This window comes from Rheinheimera baltica DSM 14885, assembly GCF_000425345.1.
GTDB classification, from domain to species: Bacteria; Pseudomonadota; Gammaproteobacteria; order Enterobacterales; family Alteromonadaceae; genus Alishewanella; species Alishewanella baltica.
On sequence record NZ_AUDG01000003.1, the window covers coordinates 165,342 to 187,629 of the forward strand.

The window sequence follows — 22,288 nt, forward strand, 5'->3', positions numbered from 1 at the left end:
GTGATCCATGCAACCGCAGTAATTGAAGCCAGTGCTAAGCTAGGTAACAACGTCAAGGTAGGCCCATTTTGCTATATTGGCCATGATGTTGTTATCGGAGACGACTGTATCCTGGAATCGCATGTTGCGATTAAAGGCCCTAGCACTATTGGTAAAGGTAATCACTTTTTCCAGTTTTCCAGCATAGGTGAAGCTTGTCAGGATAAGAAGTATAAAGGTGAAGCCACAGAGTTGATCGTGGGTGATTACAATGTGTTTCGTGAAGGTTGCTCGGTACACCGCGGCACTGTTCAGGATCAGGGTAAAACCATAATCGGTAGCCATAACCTGTTTATGAATACCACCCATATCGCTCACGACTGTGTAATTGGCAGCCACACTATTTTTGCTAGTGGTGCGCAAGCCGCAGGACACGTGCATGTGGGAGATTGGGCCATTCTCGGTGGTATGACCGGTGTGCACCAGTTTGTGCATATTGGCCCACACAGCTTTTGTGGTGGCGGCTCTATCGTACTTAAAGACGTGCCACCTTATCTTATGGTACACGGTGCGCCTTGTGTGCCAGCAGGTATTAACACGGAAGGCTTAAAACGTCGTGGTTACAGTAGCGAAGCGCTGTTAGAAATACGCCGTGCGTATAAAGAAGTGTATCGTAAAGGCCTTACCGTAGCCGAAGCCTTAGCCGCGCTTGAAGAGAAAGCCGCTTTAGTGCCGGAGCTTAAAGTATTTACTGATTTTATCGCTAATGCCAGTAGGGGAATTGTGCGCTGATGCAGGCAGCTAAACCTCTTAAAATAGCCATTATCGCCGGAGAACACTCCGGCGATATTTTAGGTGCCGATCTGATGAAGGCACTTAAAGCTACTCACCCAGATGCAGTGTTCTACGGCATTGGCGGGCCGCGTATGCAGGCACTGGGATTTACCGCGCATTTTGATATGGAAGAGCTGGCGGTAATGGGCATTGTAGAAGTGCTTGGTCGTTTACGTCGGTTACTACAGGTTAAGCGTGAAATTCTTGCCACCTTAATGGCCGACAAGCCCGATGTATTTGTTGGCATTGATGCGCCAGACTTTAACTTACCGGTAGAACTTCAATTAAAGCAAGCTGGCATTAAAACAGTGCACTATGTTAGCCCGTCAGTATGGGCATGGCGGCATAAACGTATATTTAAAATTGCGGCGGCCACCAATATGGTGTTGTCATTGCTGCCCTTTGAAAAAGCGTTTTATGATAAATATCAGGTACCATGTACTTTTGTCGGTCACACCATGGCAGATAGCATGCCGTTAGAGGTAAATAAGGCGGTAGCTAAGGTTGAGCTGGGGCTGGATAGCACAAAAGCGGTGCTGGCACTGATGCCGGGTAGCCGAACTAACGAGATAAAATTACTCGCACCCGATTTCTTAAGCGCGGCATTATTATTACAGCAACAATTTCCAGATTTGCAGTTTGTTTGTAATATGGTTACAGATGCAAAGGCTGAGCAATTCAAAGCGATTAAGGCACAGTTGGCCCCCGATTTAGATGTTAAATTGTTTATTGGCCAAGCCAGGCAGGTATTGTTGGCGGCGGATGCAACTTTTATCACCTCTGGTACAGCGACATTAGAAGCTATGCTGGCAAAATGCCTGATGGTGGTGTCATATCGTGCTAATTGGCTAACGTATCAAATAGGCCGACGGCTGGTTAAACTGGCCCATTTTAGCCTACCCAATTTGTTAGCAGGGCGGGGCATGGTAACAGAGCTATTGCAGCACCAAGTAACGCCACAAGCACTGGTGGCGGCAATGACGCCGCTGTTAACGTCACAGCGCGATACCTTGCTCAGCGAATATCAGCAAATTCATCAAAGCATAAAATGCGATGCCAGTGTTAAAGCCGCGCAAGCCATTATACAGGTAGTAAATAATGATGTTGTATCAGCGTCCTGACGTTCAGCTAATTTGCGGTGTTGATGAAGTTGGCCGCGGCCCACTCATTGGCGCTGTGGTTACTGCTGCTGTTATTCTTGACCCAGCGAAACCTATAATGGGTTTAAATGATTCTAAAAAACTGTCTGAAAAACGCAGGCTTGAGCTGGCAGAGCTTATTAAAGCCAACGCATTATGTTGGGCGTTAGGCCGCGCTGAACCGGCAGAAATTGACCAGCTGAATATTCTGCATGCCACGATGCTGGCGATGCAACGTGCAGTGGCTGCATTAACGCTTCGGCCAAAGTGGGTGCTGGTTGATGGCAACCGCACTACAGATTTCGGTGTGCCTGCAACTGCCGTGATAAAAGGGGATGCTCTGGTACCTGAAATTAGTGCGGCGTCTATTTTAGCTAAAGTTACCCGTGATGCAGAAATGCAGGCTTTACATCAGCTTCACCCAGAATATGGTTTTGCTGCCCATAAAGGTTATCCCACCGCTGCGCATATGGCTGCAATTAAGCAACATGGCGTGTTAGCTGAGCATCGGCGCAGTTTTAAACCGGTACGCCTGTTATTGGAGCAACACGGCTTATGAATGCTCCTGGCTTTATTCATTTGCGCGTACACAGCGATTTTTCTATGGTCGATGGTGTTGCCAAAGTAAAACCTATAGTTAAAGCTGCGCAAAAATTGGCGATGCCGGCATTGGCATTAACGGACCAAATGAATTTTTGTGGCTTGGTTCGGTTTTACAGTGCCGCGCATGACGCTGGCATAAAGCCTATTATTGGTGTGGACTGCTATGTACAGCATCCGTTGTTTGGCACTGAAAGTAGCCGTATCTTGCTATTGGCGGCAAACAATGCCGGATATCAGAATCTTAGTCAGCTCATTTCTAAAGCCTACTTGCGTGGACATGTTGATGAAAAGCCGCAAATAGATCATCACTGGCTAGCCGAATATGCCGAAGGCTTAATTGTCCTGTCCGGAGCAAAAGACGGTGTTCTGGGTAAGGCCCTGCTAAAGGAAAACAACCAAAGTGTTAGTGAGTTACTGGCATTTTATCAGCAGTATTTTCCTGACCGGTTTTATCTTGAGGTAATCCGTACTGGCAGGCCAGACGAAGAACGTTATATTCAACACGCCGTTACTTTGGCAGAACAGCATGGCTTACCCTTGGTTGCCACCAACGAGGTGTTGTTTTTACAGGCTGAAGACTTTCCCGCACATGAAATTCGTGTCGCAATCCACGATGGTTTTACCCTGGATGATAAGCGTCGACCCAAAAACTTCACGGATCAGCAATATTTAAAATCTGCTGATGAAATGCAGCAGTTATTTGCCGATTTACCAGAAGCATTAGACAACTCGGTTGAAATAGCTAAACGTTGTAATGTCACCATTCGTTTAGGTGAGTATTTTCTACCCGCATTTCCAACTGGCGGTATGAGTGATGCCGATTTTTTAGTGATGAAATCTCGCGAAGGCTTGGAAGACCGCTTGCTGCAGCTATTCCCAGATGAAGTACTTCGTACTGAAAAACGCGCGCCTTACGATGAGCGGCTGCAAATTGAGCTTGACGTTATTAACCAAATGGGTTTTCCGGGTTACTTTTTGGTCGTTATGGAGTTTATCCAGTGGAGTAAAGACAATGATATTCCGGTAGGGCCGGGCCGCGGCTCAGGTGCCGGTTCGTTAGTGGCCTATGCACTTAAAATTACCGATTTGGATCCGCTGGAATTCGATTTACTGTTCGAACGGTTTTTAAACCCGGAGCGGGTATCAATGCCCGACTTCGATGTCGATTTTTGTATGGACCGGCGCGATGAGGTTATCGACCATGTTGCTGACATGTATGGCCGTGAAGCCGTGTCGCAAATTATTACCTTCGGTACCATGGCGGCCAAAGCAGTTATTCGTGACGTAGGCCGTGTGCTGGGGCATCCATACGGTTTTGTTGACCGGATCTCAAAGTTAATTCCGCCTACGCCAGGTATGACGCTGGAGCAAGCGTTTAAAGAAGAGCCTCGGCTGCCGGAGTTGTATCAGCAAGATCAGGAAGTAAAAGATCTGATAGATATGGCCCGCCAGTTGGAAGGGGTTACCCGTAACGCGGGTAAGCACGCTGGTGGTGTGGTTATTGCGCCGACTAAAATTACCGATTTCTCCCCGCTTTATTGTGACGACGAAGGCAATAATCCGGTTACTCAATTTGATAAAAACGATGTTGAATACGCCGGTCTGGTTAAATTCGACTTCTTAGGCTTGCGCACGCTGACAATTTTGCAGTGGGCGGTAAACATGGCTAATACGCGGCTGAAAAAAGAGGGTCGCGAGCCAATAGACATTAATGCCATTCCGCTGGTAGATAAGAAAAGCTTCGATCTGCTGCAAAAAGCCGATACTACTGCGGTATTTCAGCTTGAATCTCGCGGTATGAAGGATTTGATCCGCCGGTTACAGCCTGACTGTTTTGAAGATATGATTGCCTTGGTAGCGCTGTTTCGGCCCGGCCCTTTGCAATCGGGCATGGTAGATAACTTTATCGATCGTAAGCGCGGCCGTGAAGCCATATCGTATCCGGACGCTACCTGGCAGCACGACTGCTTAATTCCTATCCTGGAGCCTACCTACGGTATTATTTTGTATCAGGAACAGGTGATGCAGATTGCGCAGGTGCTATCGGGGTATTCGCTCGGTGGTGCTGACTTATTACGCCGGGCAATGGGTAAGAAAAAACCCGAGGAAATGGCGAAACAGCGTGACACTTTCCAAGAGGGAGCGGCAAAAAACGGCATTGATCCTGAACTGGCAATCAAGATTTTCGATCTGGTAGAAAAATTCGCCGGTTACGGTTTCAATAAATCGCACTCTGCAGCATATGCTCTGGTGTCCTACCAGACGTTATGGATGAAAGCGCATTATCCGGCTGAGTTTATGGCGGCGGTAATGTCGGCAGATATGGATAACACCGACAAAATTGTTACCCTGGTTGATGAGTGTGAGCGGATGAAGTTAAAACTGATCCCGCCTGACGTAAATGCCGGTGTTTATAAATTTATCGTAAACGAGCAGGGGCATATTGTGTATGGCATCGGTGCCATCAAAGGTGTGGGTGAAGGCCCAATAGATGCCATTCTTGATGCCCGTAATAAGCATGGCAGCTTTAGCGACCTGTTTGATTTTTGCGCCAAAGTAGACTTAAAAAAATTAAACCGACGCGTGATAGAAAAACTGATTTTATCAGGTGCGATGGACCGTTTAGGGCCACATCGCGCCGCGCTTTCTGCAACGCTCGAAGAAGCGATGAAAGCAGCCGATCAACACGCTAAAGCTCAAGCAGTGGGCCAGGATGATTTATTCGGTTTACTAAGCCCAGAGCCGGAGCATGCAGCAGCGGCGTTTAAACAGGTTGCAGTATGGCCAGATGAAGTATGGTTGGAAGGTGAACGTGAAACACTAGGTCTATATTTAACCGGCCATCCAATAAACCGTTATTTGGATGAAATCCCACGCTATGCAAACTGTCGTTTAGTTGAGCTACAGCCGACCAAGAAAGATCAAAGTGTTGCTGTAGCCGGACTCGTCGTGTCAGTGCGGATTATGATCAACAAAAAAGGCCGACGCTGGGCAATCGTAACCCTGGATGACAAATCGGCGCGGCTAGATGTACGGTTTTTTCCGGATTTGCTGGAAACGTTCGAACAACTGTTACAAAAAGACCGTATTTTGGTGATAACGGGACAGGTCAGCTTTGATGATTTTAATGGCGGCCTTACAATGACCGGCCGCGATGTCAGCGAGATAACCCAAGTACGGGAAAAATCTCTGAGATCCTTGAATATCACTGTACAATCGGCGCAAATAGACCACAATTACCTGCAAAGATTGCAGCAGGTACTGGGAGAGTTTAATGCCGGTACCGTCCCCGTAAAGCTGCGCTATCAACGCCAGGAGGGTGAGGTAGTGCTACAGCTAGGAACACAATGGTGGGTAACGCCGGCCGACGCTTTGTTGCACCAGTTAAAGCAATTGGCAACAATAGAACTGGAATTTAATTAATTAGGTAGTGACAGTCGATGATGCTGAATTATTTAGAGTTTGAGCAACCTATTGCTGAACTAGAAGCAAAAATAGACGAATTGCGGAACGTAAGTCGCAATGGCGATTACGATTTGGGCTTAGAAGAAGAGATCAACAAACTAAAAGAAAAGAGTTTGGGCCTGACAAAGAAAATTTTTGCTGAGCTGGGTGCCTGGCAGGTTGCACAATTGGCCCGTCATCCACTAAGACCTTACACCCTGGATTACATCAAGCATGTTTTCACTGACTTTGATGATTTGGCCGGTGACAGAACTTTTGCTAATGATCAGGCGATTGTAGGCGGAACAGCCCGGATAGGCGATATACCGGTTATGGTTATTGGCCATCAAAAAGGCCGTGATACGCGCGAGAAGATTAAGCGTAACTTTGGTATGCCACGTCCTGAAGGTTACCGTAAAGCGCTACGTCTGATGGAAATGGCTGAGCGCTTTAATATGCCCATTGTTACCTTTATCGACACCCCTGGTGCATACCCGGGTATTGGTGCTGAAGAGCGTGGTCAATCTGAAGCCATTGCCCGCAATTTAAAAGTCATGGCAGGTTTAAAAGTACCGGTGATCTGCACAGTTATTGGTGAAGGCGGATCTGGTGGCGCTTTGGCTATCGGTGTCGGCGATAAAGTGAATATGTTGCAATACAGTACTTATTCGGTTATTTCGCCAGAAGGTTGCGCATCTATTTTATGGAAAAGTGCCGATAAAGCCCCTTTAGCTGCTGAAGCCATGGGTATTACGGCCGAGCGTATTAAAGAGCTTAAACTGATCGACGAGGTGTTCCCTGAGCCACTCGGTGGTGCCCATCGCTCGCCAGAGCAAATGGCACAAACGTTAAAACAGTCGATACTACGCGACTTGCAGAAGCTGCAGAAAATGAGTACTAAAGAGCTGCTTGATTTGCGTTACCAGCGTTTGATGTCTTACGGATACTGCTAAGTAAACGTAAGCACTTAATCAAAAGTGCTTAATCATGAGTACTTTAAGCCAGTGCAGCTGCACTGGCTTTTTAATTTGTGTTAGCCTTACCTTATGTGTTTATCACGGTAGATGTTCTTATGCCTGAGCTAAGCTCTGCGTATCTTATCGAAACCTTAGAATTGCAAAACCACAGCCATATTGTGCTGGCGCTTAGTGGTGGCCTGGATTCTATGGTGTTGCTGGATTTGTTATGTAACGCGCAGCAAATGCAGCCATTTACGTTAGAAGCGGTGTATATACATCATGGCATTAGCGACAACGCCAGTGCGTGGGGCGAATTGTGTGCGGCTCAGTGTGCCATGCGCAAAGTGCGTTTTTCAATGCGCCATCTACAGCTGAGTGGGCGTGATAATCTGGAGCAACGCGCTCGGGAAGGGCGCTATCAGGCGCTAAACGAATTTGTTCACACCGAAAAACATACCTTGGTTACGGCACATCATGGCGATGATCAACTAGAAAGTTTATTTTTGGCGCTAAAGCGAGGCGCTGGTGCGGCTGGTTTAAGTGGTATAGCAAGCAGTCGTCCGTTTGCACAGGGCAAATTGATGCGGCCATTATTGGCGTTTAGCCGCAGTGAGCTGGAACATTATGCTTTGCAACAACAGCTCAGCTATGTCGAAGATGAAAGTAATCAGGATACCCGTTTTGAGCGGAATTTTATTCGTCAGCATATTACGCCGGTTATTCGACAGCGTTGGCCACATTTTAGCCGTACTGCAGCGCGAAGCATGCTGCACTTAACACAGCTACAACAGTTAGCAGAGCATTATACAGAACGTGCATTTGAGCAATGTGTTAGTGACAATCATCTGGTGTTGTCGGCGTTAGCGAAGGAGTTACCATTACAACAGGATTTAGTGATCCGGCATTGGTTAGCGCATGCAGGGCTTAATCCGTCCTTAGAATGGCTTGATACCCTTAAATGTCAGGTTATTGGAGCGCGGCCAGATGCAACGCCTACGCTGCAATTGGCTGAGTATCAGGTACGACGTTTTGATGGCAAGCTTTATCTGCTTACCCATAAAGACACTTTAGTACCCTCGCAAGAGATCCATTGGCGCGGGCAAAATACGGTATTACTACCAGAGCATTGCGGCAGCCTGCAGTTTTTAACCCAACAAGCGTCATCGGCTCTGCCTATCGCTGCAAGTTCTGGACAAATTATATTTGGTCAACTTAGTTTGCGGTTTAAACCGGCTGGGGCTTTGATGAGTAAACCGTTAAAGCAGTGGTTTAAATTATGGCAGGTACCACCCTGGCAGCGCTTACGCACGCCACTTCTTTTAGTTGATGGCGAGTTAGTTGCTGTTGCAGGCTACGCCAGCTGCATTACGGCAGAGCAAGCGACACAGTGGATAAGCTGGCAAAGCTAAAATAAAGTAATACTTAACGTTTTTATATTGTGTCAGGCTACGCGAACCGTATTTTTGCCTGCTTCTTTAGCGGCATATAGCGCACTGTCAGCAGCGGAAAATAATTGTTTACTGCATTGGTCAGTATTAAATACCGCTAAGCCAACGCTGGCGCTTACTGCGTACTGTTGGCATAGGTAATGTTGGTTTATAACCTTAACCAAGCGTCGGGCAACTAATTCGGCATTGTCGGTATCTTGACCAGATAAAACAACGGCAAATTCGTCGCCACCGAAGCGGAATAAACTATCCGTTGCGCGCAGGGTATCGCGTAAACAATCAGCTACTGCCAGCAATACTTCATCGCCAGCACTGTGACCGTTTGAGTCATTAACCTGCTTAAAGTTATCTAAGTCCAGCAAAATCAGTGCACAATGCTCGTTGTGACGTTTTGCCAACATCACCGCTTTTTCAAAACTATCGTCAAAAAAACGACGGTTACCTAAACCTGTTAGCGTATCTTTTAGCGCCATTTGTTGTAGACGACTCACGACTAACGCATTACGCAGAGCAAACAACCATTCACTTTCAAGCAATAGTAACTCACGTTGTGCCATTGGCGTAAAGGCGTAGTCACTGTGATAAACCAGTTCAGCTAAGCACTGTTGGTTGAGTACGAGTACGCTACGGTGTTCAAATTCCCCTGAGCATGAGCCAATAGCGGAAAAATCACCCACCGCGGTTTTTAATGACATTGCTGAAAGCGGCAAAACTTTGCCGACGGCCATTGATACGATATTTAGCTGCTGCTGAATGTCTAACGTAGTTTGTAACTGGCTTATCAGGCTTTGTTCCGTGCATTCTGGTAACTGCGGCCATTGCTGCAGTTTTGTCATGGCGGCATAACTAGGAGCACTGCTTAACGCGACGTCTTGTACTAACAGGTATTCCATAATGGTATCCAATAATGCTTTTATAAATCTTAAAGCAAATAATGGGCCAATATTTAAAGGTATTATTTATCAATGACTTAACTTGTCGCGCATTTCGGGCTGTCAAGGTATTGACGAGTAATTAAACCTTAATCACTGTCGTCTGCCAGAAACTGCAGTATGCTGTCCATCTGCGCCATCGCATCATCATAACCTAAGCTAATCAGACGTCGGGTATAGAGTTGCTCAAAGAGTAAATAGCTGGCTAAGCTGGAGTCTGAATGCTGGCGTATCCCAGTCATTCGCAATATTGTTCGTACCGCCATAGGTAACGACAAAAAGTGTTCGCTGGCAATTTGACCAAAATTTTGGCTGGGATTGATCACCAGGCTGTTTACTGGTTTTAATTCCGTTTCTATATTGTGCTGGCGCATAATTTTAATGGTGTTATTAATACGCTTCATCCGCTCTAAATCTGAGTTAAGGCTGTCGGTAAATACCGTATCGAGTAAGTGTCCGGCAATGGTTGCTAGATCTGGGTGGTGCAAACTGCGCTGATTGGACTCATTTTTGCGAGGGTCTGCCACGCCAATAACCATAATTTTATCAGCACCCAGGTGTATTGGTGCACTTAGCGGAGCGAGCTGATTTACCGAGCCATCACCAAAATACTGTTGATGAATACGCACTGTTGGAAACACTAAGGGAATGGCAGCCGATGCCATTAAATGCTGCACTCCAAGCAAGGTTCGCTGGCCGCAACGTTTAGCCCGGCGCCATTCCTGCACTTTGTCAGACTGAAAAAACGTTATCGAATCGCCATTGTTATAGCAAGACGCGGTAACCGACACACTTGAGAGATACCCTCCCATAATATTGCGGTCTATGCGTTTTAAATCCAGCACCTTTGTCAGCATTTGTCTAAGCGGTTTATTGTCAAACAAGCTGACCGGTTGCTTGTTAGCATAATCAGCCTGAAATGCACTAAAAGCGCCGCGTAACAGCTGACGAAAAACCCTCGGATAATCCGCATAATATACCTGGCTGGTATGAAAGTTACGCCAAATCCATTCCAGTTTCTTCACACCCAAATGAAAACAAGACGCGTAGCATGCCATGGCAATACCGTTCATGGCACCGGCGGAGGTACCCGATATTATTTGAAACGGTAGCTTGCTACTACGCGGGAATTGCTGGGCAATCGCTTTTAATACGCCAACCTGATACGCTGCTCTAGCGCCACCGCCGGTTAATAGCAAAGCCGTTTTTTTTACCGTTTTGACATCGTGTTCAGACATAACTTAGTTGAACTTTTTCCAGTATATATGCTCATTGCTTAATATATTGCTGGATTCAATGCAGAATGCAACGCTTAATCGCGTTGTGCGATTATATTGCTACAGAGGGTATTATGGCTGAACAGGAAAAAGACCAAGAGCAGAACAAAAACCAACAGGTTTATTTGTTGGCCATTGCAGCAATTGTTGTGGTGATACTTATTGCCGCCTGGATGTTGTTGAAAAAAGAGGACATGCCAGCTAAACCTGCCGTTATCGTGCCGCAGGTAGTTACTGAACCAGTAATAATTGACCTGCCACCAGAACCACAGCCTGAGATTGACAATGAGGAGGCTGAGCCAGAACCTGAGGTATCAGCGCAGACAGAGAGTGTTGACATTGTTGAGGCGCCGGTTGAGTTGCCCCTTCCTGCATTAGATAATTCTGATCAGGAGGTAAAGCAAAAATTACTGGCGTTAGAATGGCAGCCTGGTTTGGCTGGATTATTTATTACCGAAGATATGTTACGTAATTTTGCGCTGCAAGTTGATAATATTGCTCAGGGACAATTGGCAAAAAAACATCCTCTGCTGCAACCCCTTGAGCAAAAATTTACGCCATCTGGTCAGGACGCTATGCAGCTCAATGATGAGAGTTTTGCTCGTTTCCAACCTTATATTCAGTTATTAGAAAGTGTTCCTCCAGCAAAATTGATAACGTTATTTGACCGTTATGAACCCTTATTACAACAAGCTTATGCAGAGCAGGGCTATCCTGATGAGTTATTTAAAAATAAACTTATTACCGCGATAGAGGTATTGTTGGCAACGCCTGATGTAAGTTATCCACTGCAACTGGTGCGGCCGGGTGTCATGTATAAGTTTGCAGATCCCGACATTGAACAGTTGCCTGCTGCGCAAAAACAAATGCTACGCCTTGGTCCTGCTAATATGGCAAAAGTAAAAGCGGTGCTGCGTCAGTATCATAGTCATTTGACGGCTGTTTAACGCTTTTTTGCTCTCGCAGAGGCTTATATAACATTATTCTGCAAGTCACAGCGTGAACGAAAGTCACGCCGTGGCTTGCAGAACATAACCGATTCTTGCATAATGCGCGCCTGCTGAGGATTCAGCAGTTCAATGGTAACCCCATTGGTCCTCTCGCAATACTAGTAGGCGAACCTGGTCAGGTCCGGAAGGAAGCAGCCACAGTTTATGACGTATGTGCCGGGATGTGGCTGGTGGGGTTGCCACCCAAATCTCTCTGTTTTATAACGTCACGTTTTACTATCTCAAGCGCCATTAATATGGTGTTAGGGTCAAGTTCATGTTGCTCCAGAAGCATAATCAAATCGACAGCCAATTTGACATGCTCTGGGGCGTGTTCAAGAGAATCACTCACTCATTACTATCCAGAAACTCGCGCGCGCGGGTTACTGATTCCCGCACTTTCATTTGCATTTCGTAACGTTCACTCTGTGGTAAATAAAACGCCATGTCTACTTCGTAGCGAATATAGCGTGGCGGTAGTAGGTTTAGTGAAATACAACACAAATCTGCCAGGTACTCTGCATCCTTATTCGCATCCAACCCTAACTCAACAATATGATCCAGCGTTAATTTTTCATAATAGTTGTGGATATCGTCGTCCAGTTTCATATTAACCTCAATGTGGTTTATGTATTTCACAAAGCATAATCAGCTTTACAGCAAAAGACCACTGAAAGATTGAGTTAAGCTTGGTCACTGTTACAATGCGCATCAAGGCCATAAGAGAAAAATAACTATGCAAAAAAATACTGCGCCCTGCTACTACGGTGATTATTTACAACTGGATAAGGTGTTAACAGCACAAGCGCCTGAAAGTGCAAAATATGCCAATGAGGCACATGATGAAACGTTGTTTATTATTGTGCATCAGGTGTATGAGCTATGGTTTAAGCAAATTTTGCACGAATTAAAAGCCGTAATGGATGTATTTGCCGCTGAAGAAGTTAAAGACGAGCAGTTAACCGGTATAGTTCATAAACTCAAGCGGGTAATTACCATTCAGCAGTTGCTGAATCAGCAAATTAGTGTGATGGAAACCATGACGCCGCAAGACTTTATGTCGTTTCGCGATTATTTGGTACCTGCATCAGGTTTTCAAAGTATCCAGTTTAAAATGCTGGAAATAGGCTTGGGCTTAAAAAGCGATTTTCGTATCGATTTTGATAAAAACTCATTTTATAGCCGGTTGAATGAGAAAGACCGTGCCTTTCTGCAGCAATTAGAACATGAGCCTAGCTTGTTCGAACGCATAGAAAAATGGCTGGAGCGTATGCCATTTCTCGAATTAAACGACTTTAGTTTCTGGCAAATGTACCGACAGGCAACGGATGCGATGTTGGCGGAAGATAAAAGTACTGTCGAGTCAATTGAGCAAATCGCCGAACACGAACGTGCTTTGCAGCTGGCAGAAATAGAACGTACCGCTGAGAAGTTTGCTGCTTTGCTTGATAACGACAAATACCAACAATTGCAACACAATGGTAGTTTTCGCTTAAGCCAACGCGCAATGTTGTCTGCGCTGTTTATTAGTCTATATCAGGAAGAGCCGGTATTTAACTTGCCGTTTCAACTGCTTACTTGTTTAACTGAAATTGATGAATTGCTCACTATTTGGCGTTATAAACATGCCATGATGGTACAGCGTATGCTCGGTACAAAAATTGGAACCGGTGGTTCATCGGGACATGACTACTTAAAACGCACTACCGAGAAAAACCGCATTTTCACCGACTTGTTCAATATGGCGACGTTTTTGTTACCCAAAGCTGATTTGCCGCCCTTACCACCGCAAGTGAAACGCCGTTTAGGTTTCTATTTTGCTGGCGAAGTGTGAGCCGTAGAGGGTAAAAGCAGCTTTGAATAACTGCAAATGCAGCTGCACCAGCGCATCAACATTGCGCTGGTAGCCGCCGCCAATTACTGCTGCTACCGGTATTGCGTTATCAACACAGCATTGCAGTACCAGCAAGTCGCGCTGGTATAGTGCCGCTGTTGAAATGCTTAGTAACCCCAATTCATCCCGCTGGTGAATATCAACGCCGGCGTCATACAGCACTAAATCCGGCTGATGCCAATTAATCAAGGTTTGCACACTTTGCTGTACGGTTTGCAGATAGTCGTTGTCGCTGCAATCTTTCGCGACGCCAACATCCCAGTCAGACTGCTGCTTATAGTAAGGAAAGTTCTTTTCACAATGAATTGAACAGCTAATAATTCGGGGGTCATCTGCTAGCATGGCAGCGCTACCATCTCCTTGATGCACATCCAAGTCGATGATAAGTATTTTATCCACTTCCTGCGTTAACAGGGTTTTAGCGGCAACCACCAGATCATTAAACAGACAAAAGCCAGACCCTTCGTTGTAAAAAGCGTGGTGATAGCCCCCACTTAAATGTAGTGCGATACCCTGTTTAAGCGCGGCTTGAGCTGTTTGCAACGTTCCTCCTAAAGAGCAAAGCGAACGCTAAAACAATTGTTCAGACCAGGGAAAACCAATTCGTCGCATGGCCTTGGGCAGAATACTGCCATCTTGTAAGCTACGGATATAATGTGGGCAGTGCACCTGGGCAAGTTGTTCGCTACTTATCGGTGTTGATAAGGAGAATGCACTCACCGGCACGCCAATACTAAGCAACTGCTGATACAGTGCTTGATACTTTGTAATGGGATAACGGTGCTGCGCTGGAAGATCAAGTTCGCTGTAGCAAGGATGATAAAGCATAGCGGGTAACGAGGTTAGCATCAGTTGCGGCGTTCCAAATCCAGAATTTGTCGTTCAATATCTGATAAGGCTTTACGGCAGCGGCCTAGGCGGGCATGCAATGCCAAACTGCGTTGTATAGCATCGGGGGCGTTTTCACGATTGGCCAGCACGATCATATCCTGCAATCGGCGTTCAAACTCCTGCGTATCACTTAGTTGCTGATATAGCTGCTGGCTACTAACACTGATTTGCTGCACCAGATTTTTCGCTTTATGTACTTTATTGCTGGGTTTGCGTCGTATATCAACATTTCGAAATGCTCGGGTAAGCGCAACGGTTTGTTCGCTTAAACGCTGCACCAAGCGTTGTTTCGCTGTGATTCCTAACGCGCTATGTTGCAAGTGGTTAAGGTTTCGCTGTGCCTCTATAACGTAATCAGTTAGCTGGGGTGAGCGACAGCTAAACAGGGTGCTGTCAAACCAGTTTTGTGGCTTACCGCTAACTTGCTTTAAATCAATCTGTTCAGCTTGTTGCTTTAATTGCTGCAATTGATGCGCAAGTGTGCCTAATAAATCCATCAGCTGCTCCAGGCCTGCCAGGCTAAACGCAGTGCAATAGCTGCAACAACGCAAATAAATACCGGACGAATAAATTTACTTCCAAATTTAATAGCAGAATGTGCACCTAGCCAGGCCCCCAACATTAAGCAGAGACCCATACCGATTCCCAACGCAAAATTAACATGGCCCAGATAAATAAAAGCCACCAGCGAAAAGCCATTGCTGACAAAATTCATTGTCCGCGCCACACCACTGGTGAGTAGCAAATTTATCCGGTAAAGCGCCATTGTAGATACCATCCAAAAAGCACCGGCACCCGGACCTGCAATACCATCATAAAACCCTAATGTCAGGCCTTGCAGCCTTTGTTGCCAATATAATTTGGTCGTTTTGGCAGGCAACTGCAGCTTGTCATCAGGTTGCATACGATTAAATAATGTATAAAAAGCGGCTAACAAAATCACAATTGGAAGAATTTTTTCCAGCGATTCATTACTCAGAAAGTCGACAGCTATAGTGCCGAGTACTGCACCGATAGCGGTGTAAAACAAACTGCGCTGCCAAAAATGAGGATTAAACAGCTTTTTGCGGTAATAAGTGACAGATGCTGTTAACGAGCCAAAAGTGGCCGCTAATTTATTTGTACCCAGCACGACATGAGGAGGTAAACCGGCAGTAAGTAAGGCGGGCACAGTAAGTAAACCACCGCCGCCAGCAATAGCATCGATAAAACCGGCAATAAAGGCCACGGCACACAACAGTAATAATATACTCGGCTCTAAAGCTAATTCTGCAAACAAAATGGTTTCCTGTTAATACTCAATGTGACGCTGAAAAGGAGGCAATGCGTTTAACATGGCCGTGCCGTAAGACTTAGTAACCAGACGGCGGTCGAGAATAATAATTTGGCCTTCATCTTGCTCCTGGCGTAGCAGTCTACCACATGCCTGCACCAGTTTCTTTGATGTGGCGGGCACGGTAAGTTGTAAAAATGGATTGCCGCCTTTACGTGTTATCGCTTCAGCTAAGGCTTCCTCTAACGGCGACGTGGGTACCGCAAAAGGTAACTTTGTTATCACTAAATTGGTTAACAACTTACCGGGTAAATCTAGCCCTTCAGAGAAACTTTGGGTTCCGAACAAGATACTACAGCGGTTATGTTTGCAGTTTTCGGCATGCAATTGCAGTAGTGCTTGACGTGATGCCTCACCTTGTACCAATAAAGAAAAGCCTTTTTTACGGATAGTTTCTGCAACCTGCTGCATTTGCCAATAAGACGCAAACAGCACCAGGCTTGCCTGATCTTTAGGTAAGTAGTTTGGCAGCAGCGTAGACAGTTCGTCCGTATAGGCTTGTTCAGTAGGCAAGGTTTTCATTTTGGGAATAACAATTTTACCTTTTTCCGCATACGCAAATGGTGACGTTACTTGCAGCGTTTTGACTCCCTCAAACCGATTTAAACCAAGATCGTATTTTATATACTGAAACGAATTTAACGCTGTCAACGTAGCCGAACACATGATCACGGCAAAGGCATCATTAAACAGCAGTTGCTCCAGTTTGTTTGCCACGCCAAGCGGGCAAGCATGGCCAACGACATTTTGGCTTTGGTTATTCAGTTCAACCCAACGGGCTTGATGGACATTTTTTTCTTGCTCCATCGCATAAAGATGCCAAAGCCCTTGTTGTTGCTCAATCTTGTGTCGCAGGTGACTTAGGTCCTGTAGCAAGTTAAAACTCTGTTTTAACGGCAGTTTTTGTTCAGAGATATTTTCTTGCAAATGTTGTTGCACGCGTTCTAATTGAACCAGCGCTTTTTGACTCATTTGTGCTAGAGGCTCTGCTTGCTGCTGGACTAATTTTGGCAGGGCAGCATCAGTAAAACGATACTCGGTCTTATCAGCAAACCAGCGCGTTTTAAACTCAGCAATACTTCGCTCAACAGGCTTGAGTAAACTGTTTAACTCGTTACAACTGTCATCAAACCGCAATAGTTCTTTCATTACAGTCGCTGGCAAAAGGGTAATTAACTGTTGAATTGTTTTGCCAGCTTTTTCTAACCAAACACTATTGTGGCTAAGCTGTGCCTGTGCCGCAAAAAAATCGCGGGCAATATCGGGTAAATGATGTGCTTCGTCAATAACATACAAGCTATCTTCAGCTTGCGGCAATATACTATTGCCACTGGCCAAGTCGGCTAATAGCAAGGCATGATTTACAACCAAAACATCGGCGTTACTTACCTCTGCGCGAGCCAGATGAAACGGGCAGTTCATGTGCCGGCGATCGGTTTTATGGCAATGCAGCGGGTCTGCTACAATTCGCTGCCATAAATCTTCAGACAGCGGGGTTGCGAGTGTATCTCGGTCACCCAGCCAGTGGCGTTGTTGCCAACTATCGAGCAGTTTTTGCCAGTCAAAAGCCGCATCAGCGGCTGTTGCAAATAATTCGGGGTGTTTTTGTTGCTGACGCATGCGCTCAATACAGGCATAACGCTGGCGTCCTTTAACCAAACTAAATTCAAATAATAATTTGCTATGCTGCTGAAAAAATGGCAAATCTTTATTTACAAGTTGTTCCTGCAGGGCCACAGTGGCGGTTGCAATAACTACTTTTTTCTTTTGCGATAATGCATATGGGATAACCGCCAGCATATAAGCTAACGATTTTCCAGTACCTGTCCCCGCTTCAATTAAACCAATCCGTTCATGTCGGTGATAACTGCCGGACACAATTTTAGCGATTTCGGCAACCAGTAAATTTTGCCCCGGTCTGGGTTGATACAGCGGCAATGTCGTTTTGATACGGCTATGAATATCGCGAATTTGGTGTTTAAGAGAGTCACTTAGCATATTGGGTATGTATTTTTATCCAGTTATTGGATTGTATACCTAATATCAGCAGTAGCAAAACGGCTTCATCTACAAAATTCGCATAGAAAGTTCCGTCTTGTGAATAATTAATTAGGAATGAATCGGGATTTATTGTAAAGATTTGTTGGCAATCTAATCTTTACATTTAACGCCGTGTCCATACAGTTAATTACGCATATTTTATTTGCTAAGCTTAAGTTGTTGAATTTAATCAATTATAATATATCGCTCTGCACGGCATTGCCAAATATTCTATTGCATTGAAAAGATGTTTGTACAGAAGTTAACCTGGCGACAACGTAAATCTCAAATTGTTCCATAAAAGCTGTTGACCCTGCCGAAACCTTACGTTTATTATCAGTGGGCGACAAATCGGAGGTTATCCGAAATGAACGGAGTGCCGAGCGCCGTAAAAGGTTGGTAACTGTTTAAAAATAGAATCACTAGATAGTGGTCCAGGGAGAAATACATGTATACGAATAATAAATTAAGCAAAGCTGTGCGCTTAGCGATTGCTTTTGGCGCTGCATCTGCAACTGCTTTCACTGCATCAGTAAATGCTGCTGAAGAAGATGCTGCAGAAAAAGTAGAACGAATTGAAGTAACAGGTTCACGTATTAAACGTGCTGACCTTGAAGGTGCAAACCCAGTAACAGTATTAGATAAAGTTGATATCGAGCGTTTCGGTCTGACTTCTATCGGTGACGTATTACAAAACCTGCCAGCTGCTGGTTCTGCAATTAACACCAACAGCAATAACGGTGGTGACGGTACAACTACCCTGAACATCCGTGGTTTAGGTTCAAACCGTACCTTAGTATTGGTAGACGGTAAGCGCTGGGCACCAGGTCTGGGCGGTTCTGTCGACTTAAACAACATTCCATCATCTATCATTGAGCGTATTGAAGTATTAAAAGATGGTGCGTCTGCAGTATACGGTTCTGACGCCGTTGCTGGTGTAGTAAACATTATTACTCGTAAAGACTACGAAGGCGTTCACGCTAGTGCTTACTTAGGTCAGTACGCAAGCTACAGCGATGGCCGTAAAGAATCTTACGACATTGGTTTTGGTGCATCTTCTGGTAAAGGTAACGTTTATGTAAACGTAAGCTACGTAAACGAAGATGAAACCTTAGCGGGTGGCCGTGATATTTCTGCAGTGCCAGTATTTGGTACTCCAGTAGGTTTTGGTGGTTCTTCTGGTACGCCTAATACCCGTTTTATGTACAAAGACGGCAATGGTGATTTATTCAGCCAGCAGGGTGATGGTAACGGCGGGTTAATCCCGTGGACTGGCGCTTCTGCATTTAACTTCGCGCCATTTAACTTCCTGTCTACGCCGCAAGAACGTACAAATATATTTATCAAAGCAGACTATGAGCTGAGCGATAACCTGCGTGTTATGGTGAACGGTTTCTACAACAACCGTAAATCAGCACAGGCGCTGGCACCTACGCCGTTGTTTATCGGTAGTGCGTTTGGTGGCACCGGTTATGTGTTGGCAGCGAACAACCCATACAACCCAACGGGTTTAGACTTAAGTACTGATACACCAGGTGAAAATGAGCTGTATCTGGTAGGCCGTCGTATGATGGAAGCTGGCTACCGTCAGTTTAACCAGAACGTTGACCAATTCCAGTTTAACGGTGGCTTTGAAGGTAACTTCGATTTAGGCGACCGTACTTTCTACTGGGATGTTGGTTACACCTATTCAGACATTACAAACAACGAGCTGACTGACGGTTTGCTTAACATGGGTAATGTTAAGACGGCAATTGGTGATGTTGATGTTTGTGCTGCAACAGATGGCTGTGTGCCACTTGACCTGTTCGGTGGTTCTACTGCTATCGGTGTAGGTTCTATCACGGAAGAAATGCTGGATTACATCCTGTTTACTGCGCAAGATGCTTCTAACACCAACATGAAAAACTACACCGCTAACATTTCTGGTGACGTAGTAGAGCTGCCAGCCGGTATGATTGGTTTCGCTGCGGGTTACGAAAAACGCTGGCAGAGCGGTTTCGACCAGCCAGATGCGTTTATCTCTGCAGGTTTGTCTTCAGGTAACGCGCGTCAGCCTACTTCAGGTCGTTACGACGTAGAAGAGATGTACCTTGAATTAGCGATTCCATTGTTAGCTGATATGGCGTTTGCGCAAAACCTGGATTTAGAATTAGCGACTCGCTACTCTGATTACAGCAACTTTGGCGACACAACAAACAGCAAAGTAGGTCTGAAGTGGCGTGTAAACGCTGACTTATTAGTACGTGCTACGTACTCTGAGTCTTTCCGTGCTCCGTCAATCAGGGAGTTATTCCGTGGTGCAACAGATAACTTTGTTACTTTAGTTGACCCATGTAATGGTGGTGCTGCAGCTAACCCAGGTAAGCCTGGTTGTGCGGGTATTCCGGCTACTTACAACCAGCCTAACCCGCAAATTCGCTCAACTGTTGGTGGTAACGCCAACCTGGAAGCAGAAGAAGGCGAAAGCAAAACATACGGTTTCGTGTATAACCCTTCATGGGCTGATGGCCTGTCAATGACTTTCGACATGTTTGATGTTGAAGTTAACGGCGCGGTGTCTACTGTTGGTCCACAAGCTATTCTGGATGCGTGTGCTGAAACTGGCGTAACACTGTGTTCACTGATCCAGCGTAACTCTGGCGGCGGTATTGTTGAATTGTTTAACGGTGCAGTTAACTTAGGTGGTGAATACACCAAAGGCTTCGATGCTAACGTGTCTTACCGTTTTGATACTGACTTTGGTACTTTCTTGACACGCTTTGATGTTACCTACATCGACGAGCGTACAGTAGTTGCTGTTGACCCGGTAACTGCTGCTGAATTTGAAAATAAGTTAGCAGGTAGGGCATTTGACCGTGACGTAGTGCCTCGCGTTCGTTCTAACGTATCGTTAGACTGGACTCAAGGTGACTGGACTGCAAGCTACCTGGCACGTTTTATCAAAGGTACAGATGAAACCTGTAACTTCGGTAACAATGCACTACAAAATGCGCAAGAGCAAATTCTGTGTAGTATGCCAAGTGCAGAAGTGGGCGGCCCGAGCTTCAACCACTTAGGTTCAATGGTATATCATGATGTGTCTGGTGCTTATCAGGTAACTGAAAGTATGCGTGTTTCTGTTGGTATCAATAACCTGTTCGATACAGATCCACGTGTATCTTACAGTACCTTTGCTAACAGCTTTGACCCATCAATGTATGAAATTCCAGGTCGCTTTGTATACGGCCGTATCAGCTTGGAATTCTAATACCTAGTTAAGGCTTAACCTTAACCACAAAAAGCCTCGTTTCGAGGCTTTTTTTTTAGGTTGATTGATGAAAAAATGGCAATACAGACCCAGACGATGAATAAACCGGTAATGGATAAACAGAGTTTAATTCGACAAGCCATAGCTTGCTTTAACCAAAACGACCCGCAGCAAGGCAAAGCATTACTGCAGCGTGCCGCCGATGCAGGCTCTGCAGCAGCGGTGCTGTATTATGCCGATATATTGTTTAAAGAAGATAAGCCTTCAGCTTATAAATACCTCGGCCAGCAGTGGCAAAGGGGAGTGAAGGGCACGCTGCACCGTAGGGCGTTGTTACGTTGTTTTTTTGACAAGCAGAATAGCTACACGAATGATGAGCTGTTTTCTGATTTGCACGAAGAAGCCATAGATGGCGATATTCAGTCTATTGTCGCCCTGATATCGGTAATGCAGAGCGCTGATGTTAGTCGCTATTACTGCGCACTATTGCAGCAGTTTTCGCCAGAATTAGCTCAGCAGTTGTTGCATGCTTTATATACAGTGCAGGAAGCCAGCGTGACTAGTACCGAGCTTAGTCAAGCGTTTAGCACCGGCTTGCAAGGCTGGCAACAGTTTAATTGTGAAAAGATAAATAGCGACATCGGCCTGGTTGTTGCCAAAGCAGCATTAACCGACATTGAATGTCGTTATATGATGTTGCGATTTAGCAGCTTATTGCAACCGTCACAAATTGTCGATCCGGTGAGTGGAACGGCAAAACAAAACCCTTACCGCACCGGTTCCATGGTAGCCATTGTGCCGGAATATTTGGATTGGATAGCTTTAGGCATAGAATTGAAAATGTCAGCGTTTGCTGGTTTTGCGCGGCAAAATGGTGAGGTGATGAACCTGATACATTATGACGTGCAACAACGCTATCTGCCACATTTTGACGCCATCGTTGGTGACACGTCAACATTGTCGTCCCAGCTTCGCAATGGCGGCCAGCGGCAGCTAACGGTGCTTGCGTATTTAAATACGGTATCAGCGGGCGGTGAAACGTCTTTTCTTAAGTTAGGCATTAAAGTACCAGCCCAGGCGGGTGATATGCTTATGTTTCGCAATATTGATGCTGCTGGCAAGTTGTTACAAGCTTCTTATCATGCCGGTGAACCGGTACAAGCAGGTGAGAAATGGCTGTTGTCAAAATGGGTTAGACAAGGTGTTACTGATTATGGTACGTTTGTTTACGGTTAACATGAATATTTTTTGTATGTAATACGTTAAGTTAGTGAAA

Annotated in this window: 17 protein-coding genes, 1 other RNA gene and 2 pseudogenes; 11 read left to right on the top strand and 9 right to left on the bottom strand. The window is 45.6% G+C overall.

What is annotated here, in order from left to right; all coding sequences use genetic code 11:
- From lpxA to tilS, 6 genes are all read left to right on the top strand, one after another.
- Complete coding sequence (lpxA, locus tag H595_RS0102905; protein ID WP_027669843.1) at window positions 1-771, top strand: acyl-ACP--UDP-N-acetylglucosamine O-acyltransferase; 771 nt, start codon at window positions 1-3, stop codon at window positions 769-771.
- Window positions 771-1,934: a lipid-A-disaccharide synthase gene (lpxB, locus tag H595_RS0102910; protein ID WP_027669844.1), complete on the top strand. Its 1,164-nt coding sequence runs from the start codon at window positions 771-773 to the stop codon at window positions 1,932-1,934. Before lpxA ends, lpxB begins: the two co-directional genes overlap by 1 nt.
- The gene (rnhB, locus tag H595_RS0102915; RefSeq protein ID WP_027669845.1) at window positions 1,912-2,511 is read left to right on the top strand and encodes a ribonuclease HII; all 600 of its coding nucleotides are present in this window, start codon (window positions 1,912-1,914) and stop codon (window positions 2,509-2,511) included. Before lpxB ends, rnhB begins: the two co-directional genes overlap by 23 nt.
- Window positions 2,508-5,978 carry a DNA polymerase III subunit alpha gene (dnaE, locus tag H595_RS0102920; RefSeq protein ID WP_027669846.1) on the top strand — a complete coding sequence of 1,157 codons (3,471 nt, stop codon included), beginning with the start codon at window positions 2,508-2,510 and terminating at the stop codon, window positions 5,976-5,978. Before rnhB ends, dnaE begins: the two co-directional genes overlap by 4 nt.
- A gap of 17 nt (window positions 5,979-5,995) precedes the next feature.
- Window positions 5,996-6,952 carry an acetyl-CoA carboxylase carboxyl transferase subunit alpha gene (gene accA, locus H595_RS0102925; protein WP_027669847.1) on the top strand — a complete coding sequence of 319 codons (957 nt, stop codon included), beginning with the start codon at window positions 5,996-5,998 and terminating at the stop codon, window positions 6,950-6,952.
- A 119-nt stretch (window positions 6,953-7,071) separates the two neighbouring features.
- Entirely contained in the window at window positions 7,072-8,367 is a 1,296-nt protein-coding gene (gene tilS / locus H595_RS0102930) for a tRNA lysidine(34) synthetase TilS (protein WP_027669848.1), read from the top strand.
- 32 nt (window positions 8,368-8,399) lie between these two features.
- Here tilS and H595_RS0102935 read toward each other — a convergent pair whose 3' ends face one another.
- A complete protein-coding gene (locus H595_RS0102935) occupies window positions 8,400-9,299 on the bottom strand; it encodes a GGDEF domain-containing protein (RefSeq protein ID WP_027669849.1) in 900 nt (299 codons plus the stop codon).
- Window positions 9,300-9,427: 128 nt separating this feature from the next.
- Window positions 9,428-10,576 carry a patatin-like phospholipase family protein gene (locus H595_RS0102940; protein WP_027669850.1) on the bottom strand — a complete coding sequence of 383 codons (1,149 nt, stop codon included), beginning with the start codon at window positions 10,574-10,576 and terminating at the stop codon, window positions 9,428-9,430.
- A 65-nt stretch (window positions 10,577-10,641) separates the two neighbouring features.
- Here H595_RS0102940 and H595_RS0102945 point away from each other — a divergent pair, with 65 nt between their 5' ends.
- On the top strand, window positions 10,642-11,562 hold the full coding sequence (locus H595_RS0102945; protein ID WP_051219712.1) for a DUF3014 domain-containing protein: 921 nt from the start codon (window positions 10,642-10,644) through the stop codon (window positions 11,560-11,562).
- A 142-nt stretch (window positions 11,563-11,704) separates the two neighbouring features.
- An RNA gene (gene ffs / locus H595_RS23770) (signal recognition particle sRNA small type) lies at window positions 11,705-11,801 on the top strand.
- A gap of 41 nt (window positions 11,802-11,842) precedes the next feature.
- Here ffs and H595_RS21505 read toward each other — a convergent pair.
- Window positions 11,843-11,956, bottom strand: a pseudogene (locus H595_RS21505) (DUF2496 domain-containing protein); the annotation flags it as partial.
- Window positions 11,953-12,213, bottom strand: coding sequence for a late competence development ComFB family protein (locus tag H595_RS0102955; protein ID WP_027669852.1), 261 nt, complete (start codon window positions 12,211-12,213; stop codon window positions 11,953-11,955). The gene H595_RS0102955 and the pseudogene H595_RS21505, both read right to left, overlap by 4 nt.
- 127 nt (window positions 12,214-12,340) lie before the next feature.
- Here H595_RS0102955 and H595_RS0102960 point away from each other — a divergent pair, with 127 nt between their 5' ends.
- Window positions 12,341-13,438 (top strand): tryptophan 2,3-dioxygenase family protein, encoded by a 1,098-nt coding sequence (locus H595_RS0102960; protein WP_027669853.1) that lies wholly within the window; start codon window positions 12,341-12,343, stop codon window positions 13,436-13,438.
- Here the strand turns inward: H595_RS0102960 and H595_RS21510 are convergent.
- The 5 genes and pseudogenes from H595_RS21510 to dinG all read right to left on the bottom strand — a co-directional run.
- Window positions 13,409-14,047 (bottom strand): annotated as a pseudogene (locus tag H595_RS21510) (histone deacetylase family protein); the annotation flags it as partial. The gene H595_RS0102960 and the pseudogene H595_RS21510 sit on opposite strands and share 30 nt — an antisense overlap.
- Before the next feature lie 21 nt (window positions 14,048-14,068).
- The gene (locus H595_RS24535) at window positions 14,069-14,347 is read right to left on the bottom strand and encodes an arginase family protein (protein WP_240474814.1); all 279 of its coding nucleotides are present in this window, start codon (window positions 14,345-14,347) and stop codon (window positions 14,069-14,071) included.
- Window positions 14,347-14,886 (bottom strand): primosomal replication protein PriC, encoded by a 540-nt coding sequence (priC, locus tag H595_RS0102970; RefSeq protein WP_027669854.1) that lies wholly within the window; start codon window positions 14,884-14,886, stop codon window positions 14,347-14,349. Before priC ends, H595_RS24535 begins: the two co-directional genes overlap by 1 nt.
- Entirely contained in the window at window positions 14,886-15,668 is a 783-nt protein-coding gene (locus H595_RS0102975) for a sulfite exporter TauE/SafE family protein (protein ID WP_027669855.1), read from the bottom strand. Before H595_RS0102975 ends, priC begins: the two co-directional genes overlap by 1 nt.
- A gap of 12 nt (window positions 15,669-15,680) precedes the next feature.
- Window positions 15,681-17,720: an ATP-dependent DNA helicase DinG gene (gene dinG, locus H595_RS0102980; protein WP_027669856.1), complete on the bottom strand. Its 2,040-nt coding sequence runs from the start codon at window positions 17,718-17,720 to the stop codon at window positions 15,681-15,683.
- Window positions 17,721-18,210: 490 nt separating this feature from the next.
- Between dinG and H595_RS0102985 the strand changes: the two genes are divergently transcribed.
- Window positions 18,211-21,012 (top strand): TonB-dependent receptor, encoded by a 2,802-nt coding sequence (locus H595_RS0102985; RefSeq protein ID WP_027669857.1) that lies wholly within the window; start codon window positions 18,211-18,213, stop codon window positions 21,010-21,012.
- 75 nt (window positions 21,013-21,087) lie between these two features.
- On the top strand, window positions 21,088-22,248 hold the full coding sequence (locus H595_RS23380) for a 2OG-Fe(II) oxygenase (RefSeq protein ID WP_156885908.1): 1,161 nt from the start codon (window positions 21,088-21,090) through the stop codon (window positions 22,246-22,248).
- Window positions 22,249-22,288 lie beyond the last annotated feature (40 nt).

Excerpts from the sequence above, each read along its gene's own strand:
- lpxB (WP_027669844.1), top strand. The coding sequence starts at position 771 with ATGCAGGCAGCTAAACCTCTTAAAATAGCCATTATCGCCGGAGAACAC.
- rnhB (WP_027669845.1), top strand. The coding sequence starts at position 1,912 with ATGATGTTGTATCAGCGTCCTGACGTTCAGCTAATTTGCGGTGTTGAT.
- dnaE (WP_027669846.1), top strand. The coding sequence starts at position 2,508 with ATGAATGCTCCTGGCTTTATTCATTTGCGCGTACACAGCGATTTTTCT.
- accA (WP_027669847.1), top strand. The coding sequence starts at position 5,996 with ATGATGCTGAATTATTTAGAGTTTGAGCAACCTATTGCTGAACTAGAA.
- tilS (WP_027669848.1), top strand. The coding sequence starts at position 7,072 with ATGCCTGAGCTAAGCTCTGCGTATCTTATCGAAACCTTAGAATTGCAA.
- H595_RS0102935 (WP_027669849.1), bottom strand. The coding sequence starts at position 9,299 with ATGGAATACCTGTTAGTACAAGACGTCGCGTTAAGCAGTGCTCCTAGT.
- H595_RS0102940 (WP_027669850.1), bottom strand. The coding sequence starts at position 10,576 with ATGTCTGAACACGATGTCAAAACGGTAAAAAAAACGGCTTTGCTATTA.
- H595_RS0102945 (WP_051219712.1), top strand. The coding sequence starts at position 10,642 with ATGCAACGCTTAATCGCGTTGTGCGATTATATTGCTACAGAGGGTATT.
- H595_RS0102955 (WP_027669852.1), bottom strand. The coding sequence starts at position 12,213 with ATGAAACTGGACGACGATATCCACAACTATTATGAAAAATTAACGCTG.
- H595_RS0102960 (WP_027669853.1), top strand. The coding sequence starts at position 12,341 with ATGCAAAAAAATACTGCGCCCTGCTACTACGGTGATTATTTACAACTG.
- H595_RS24535 (WP_240474814.1), bottom strand. The coding sequence starts at position 14,347 with ATGCTAACCTCGTTACCCGCTATGCTTTATCATCCTTGCTACAGCGAA.
- priC (WP_027669854.1), bottom strand. The coding sequence starts at position 14,886 with ATGGATTTATTAGGCACACTTGCGCATCAATTGCAGCAATTAAAGCAA.
- dinG (WP_027669856.1), bottom strand. The coding sequence starts at position 17,720 with ATGCTAAGTGACTCTCTTAAACACCAAATTCGCGATATTCATAGCCGT.
- H595_RS0102985 (WP_027669857.1), top strand. The coding sequence starts at position 18,211 with ATGTATACGAATAATAAATTAAGCAAAGCTGTGCGCTTAGCGATTGCT.
- H595_RS23380 (WP_156885908.1), top strand. The coding sequence starts at position 21,088 with ATGGCAATACAGACCCAGACGATGAATAAACCGGTAATGGATAAACAG.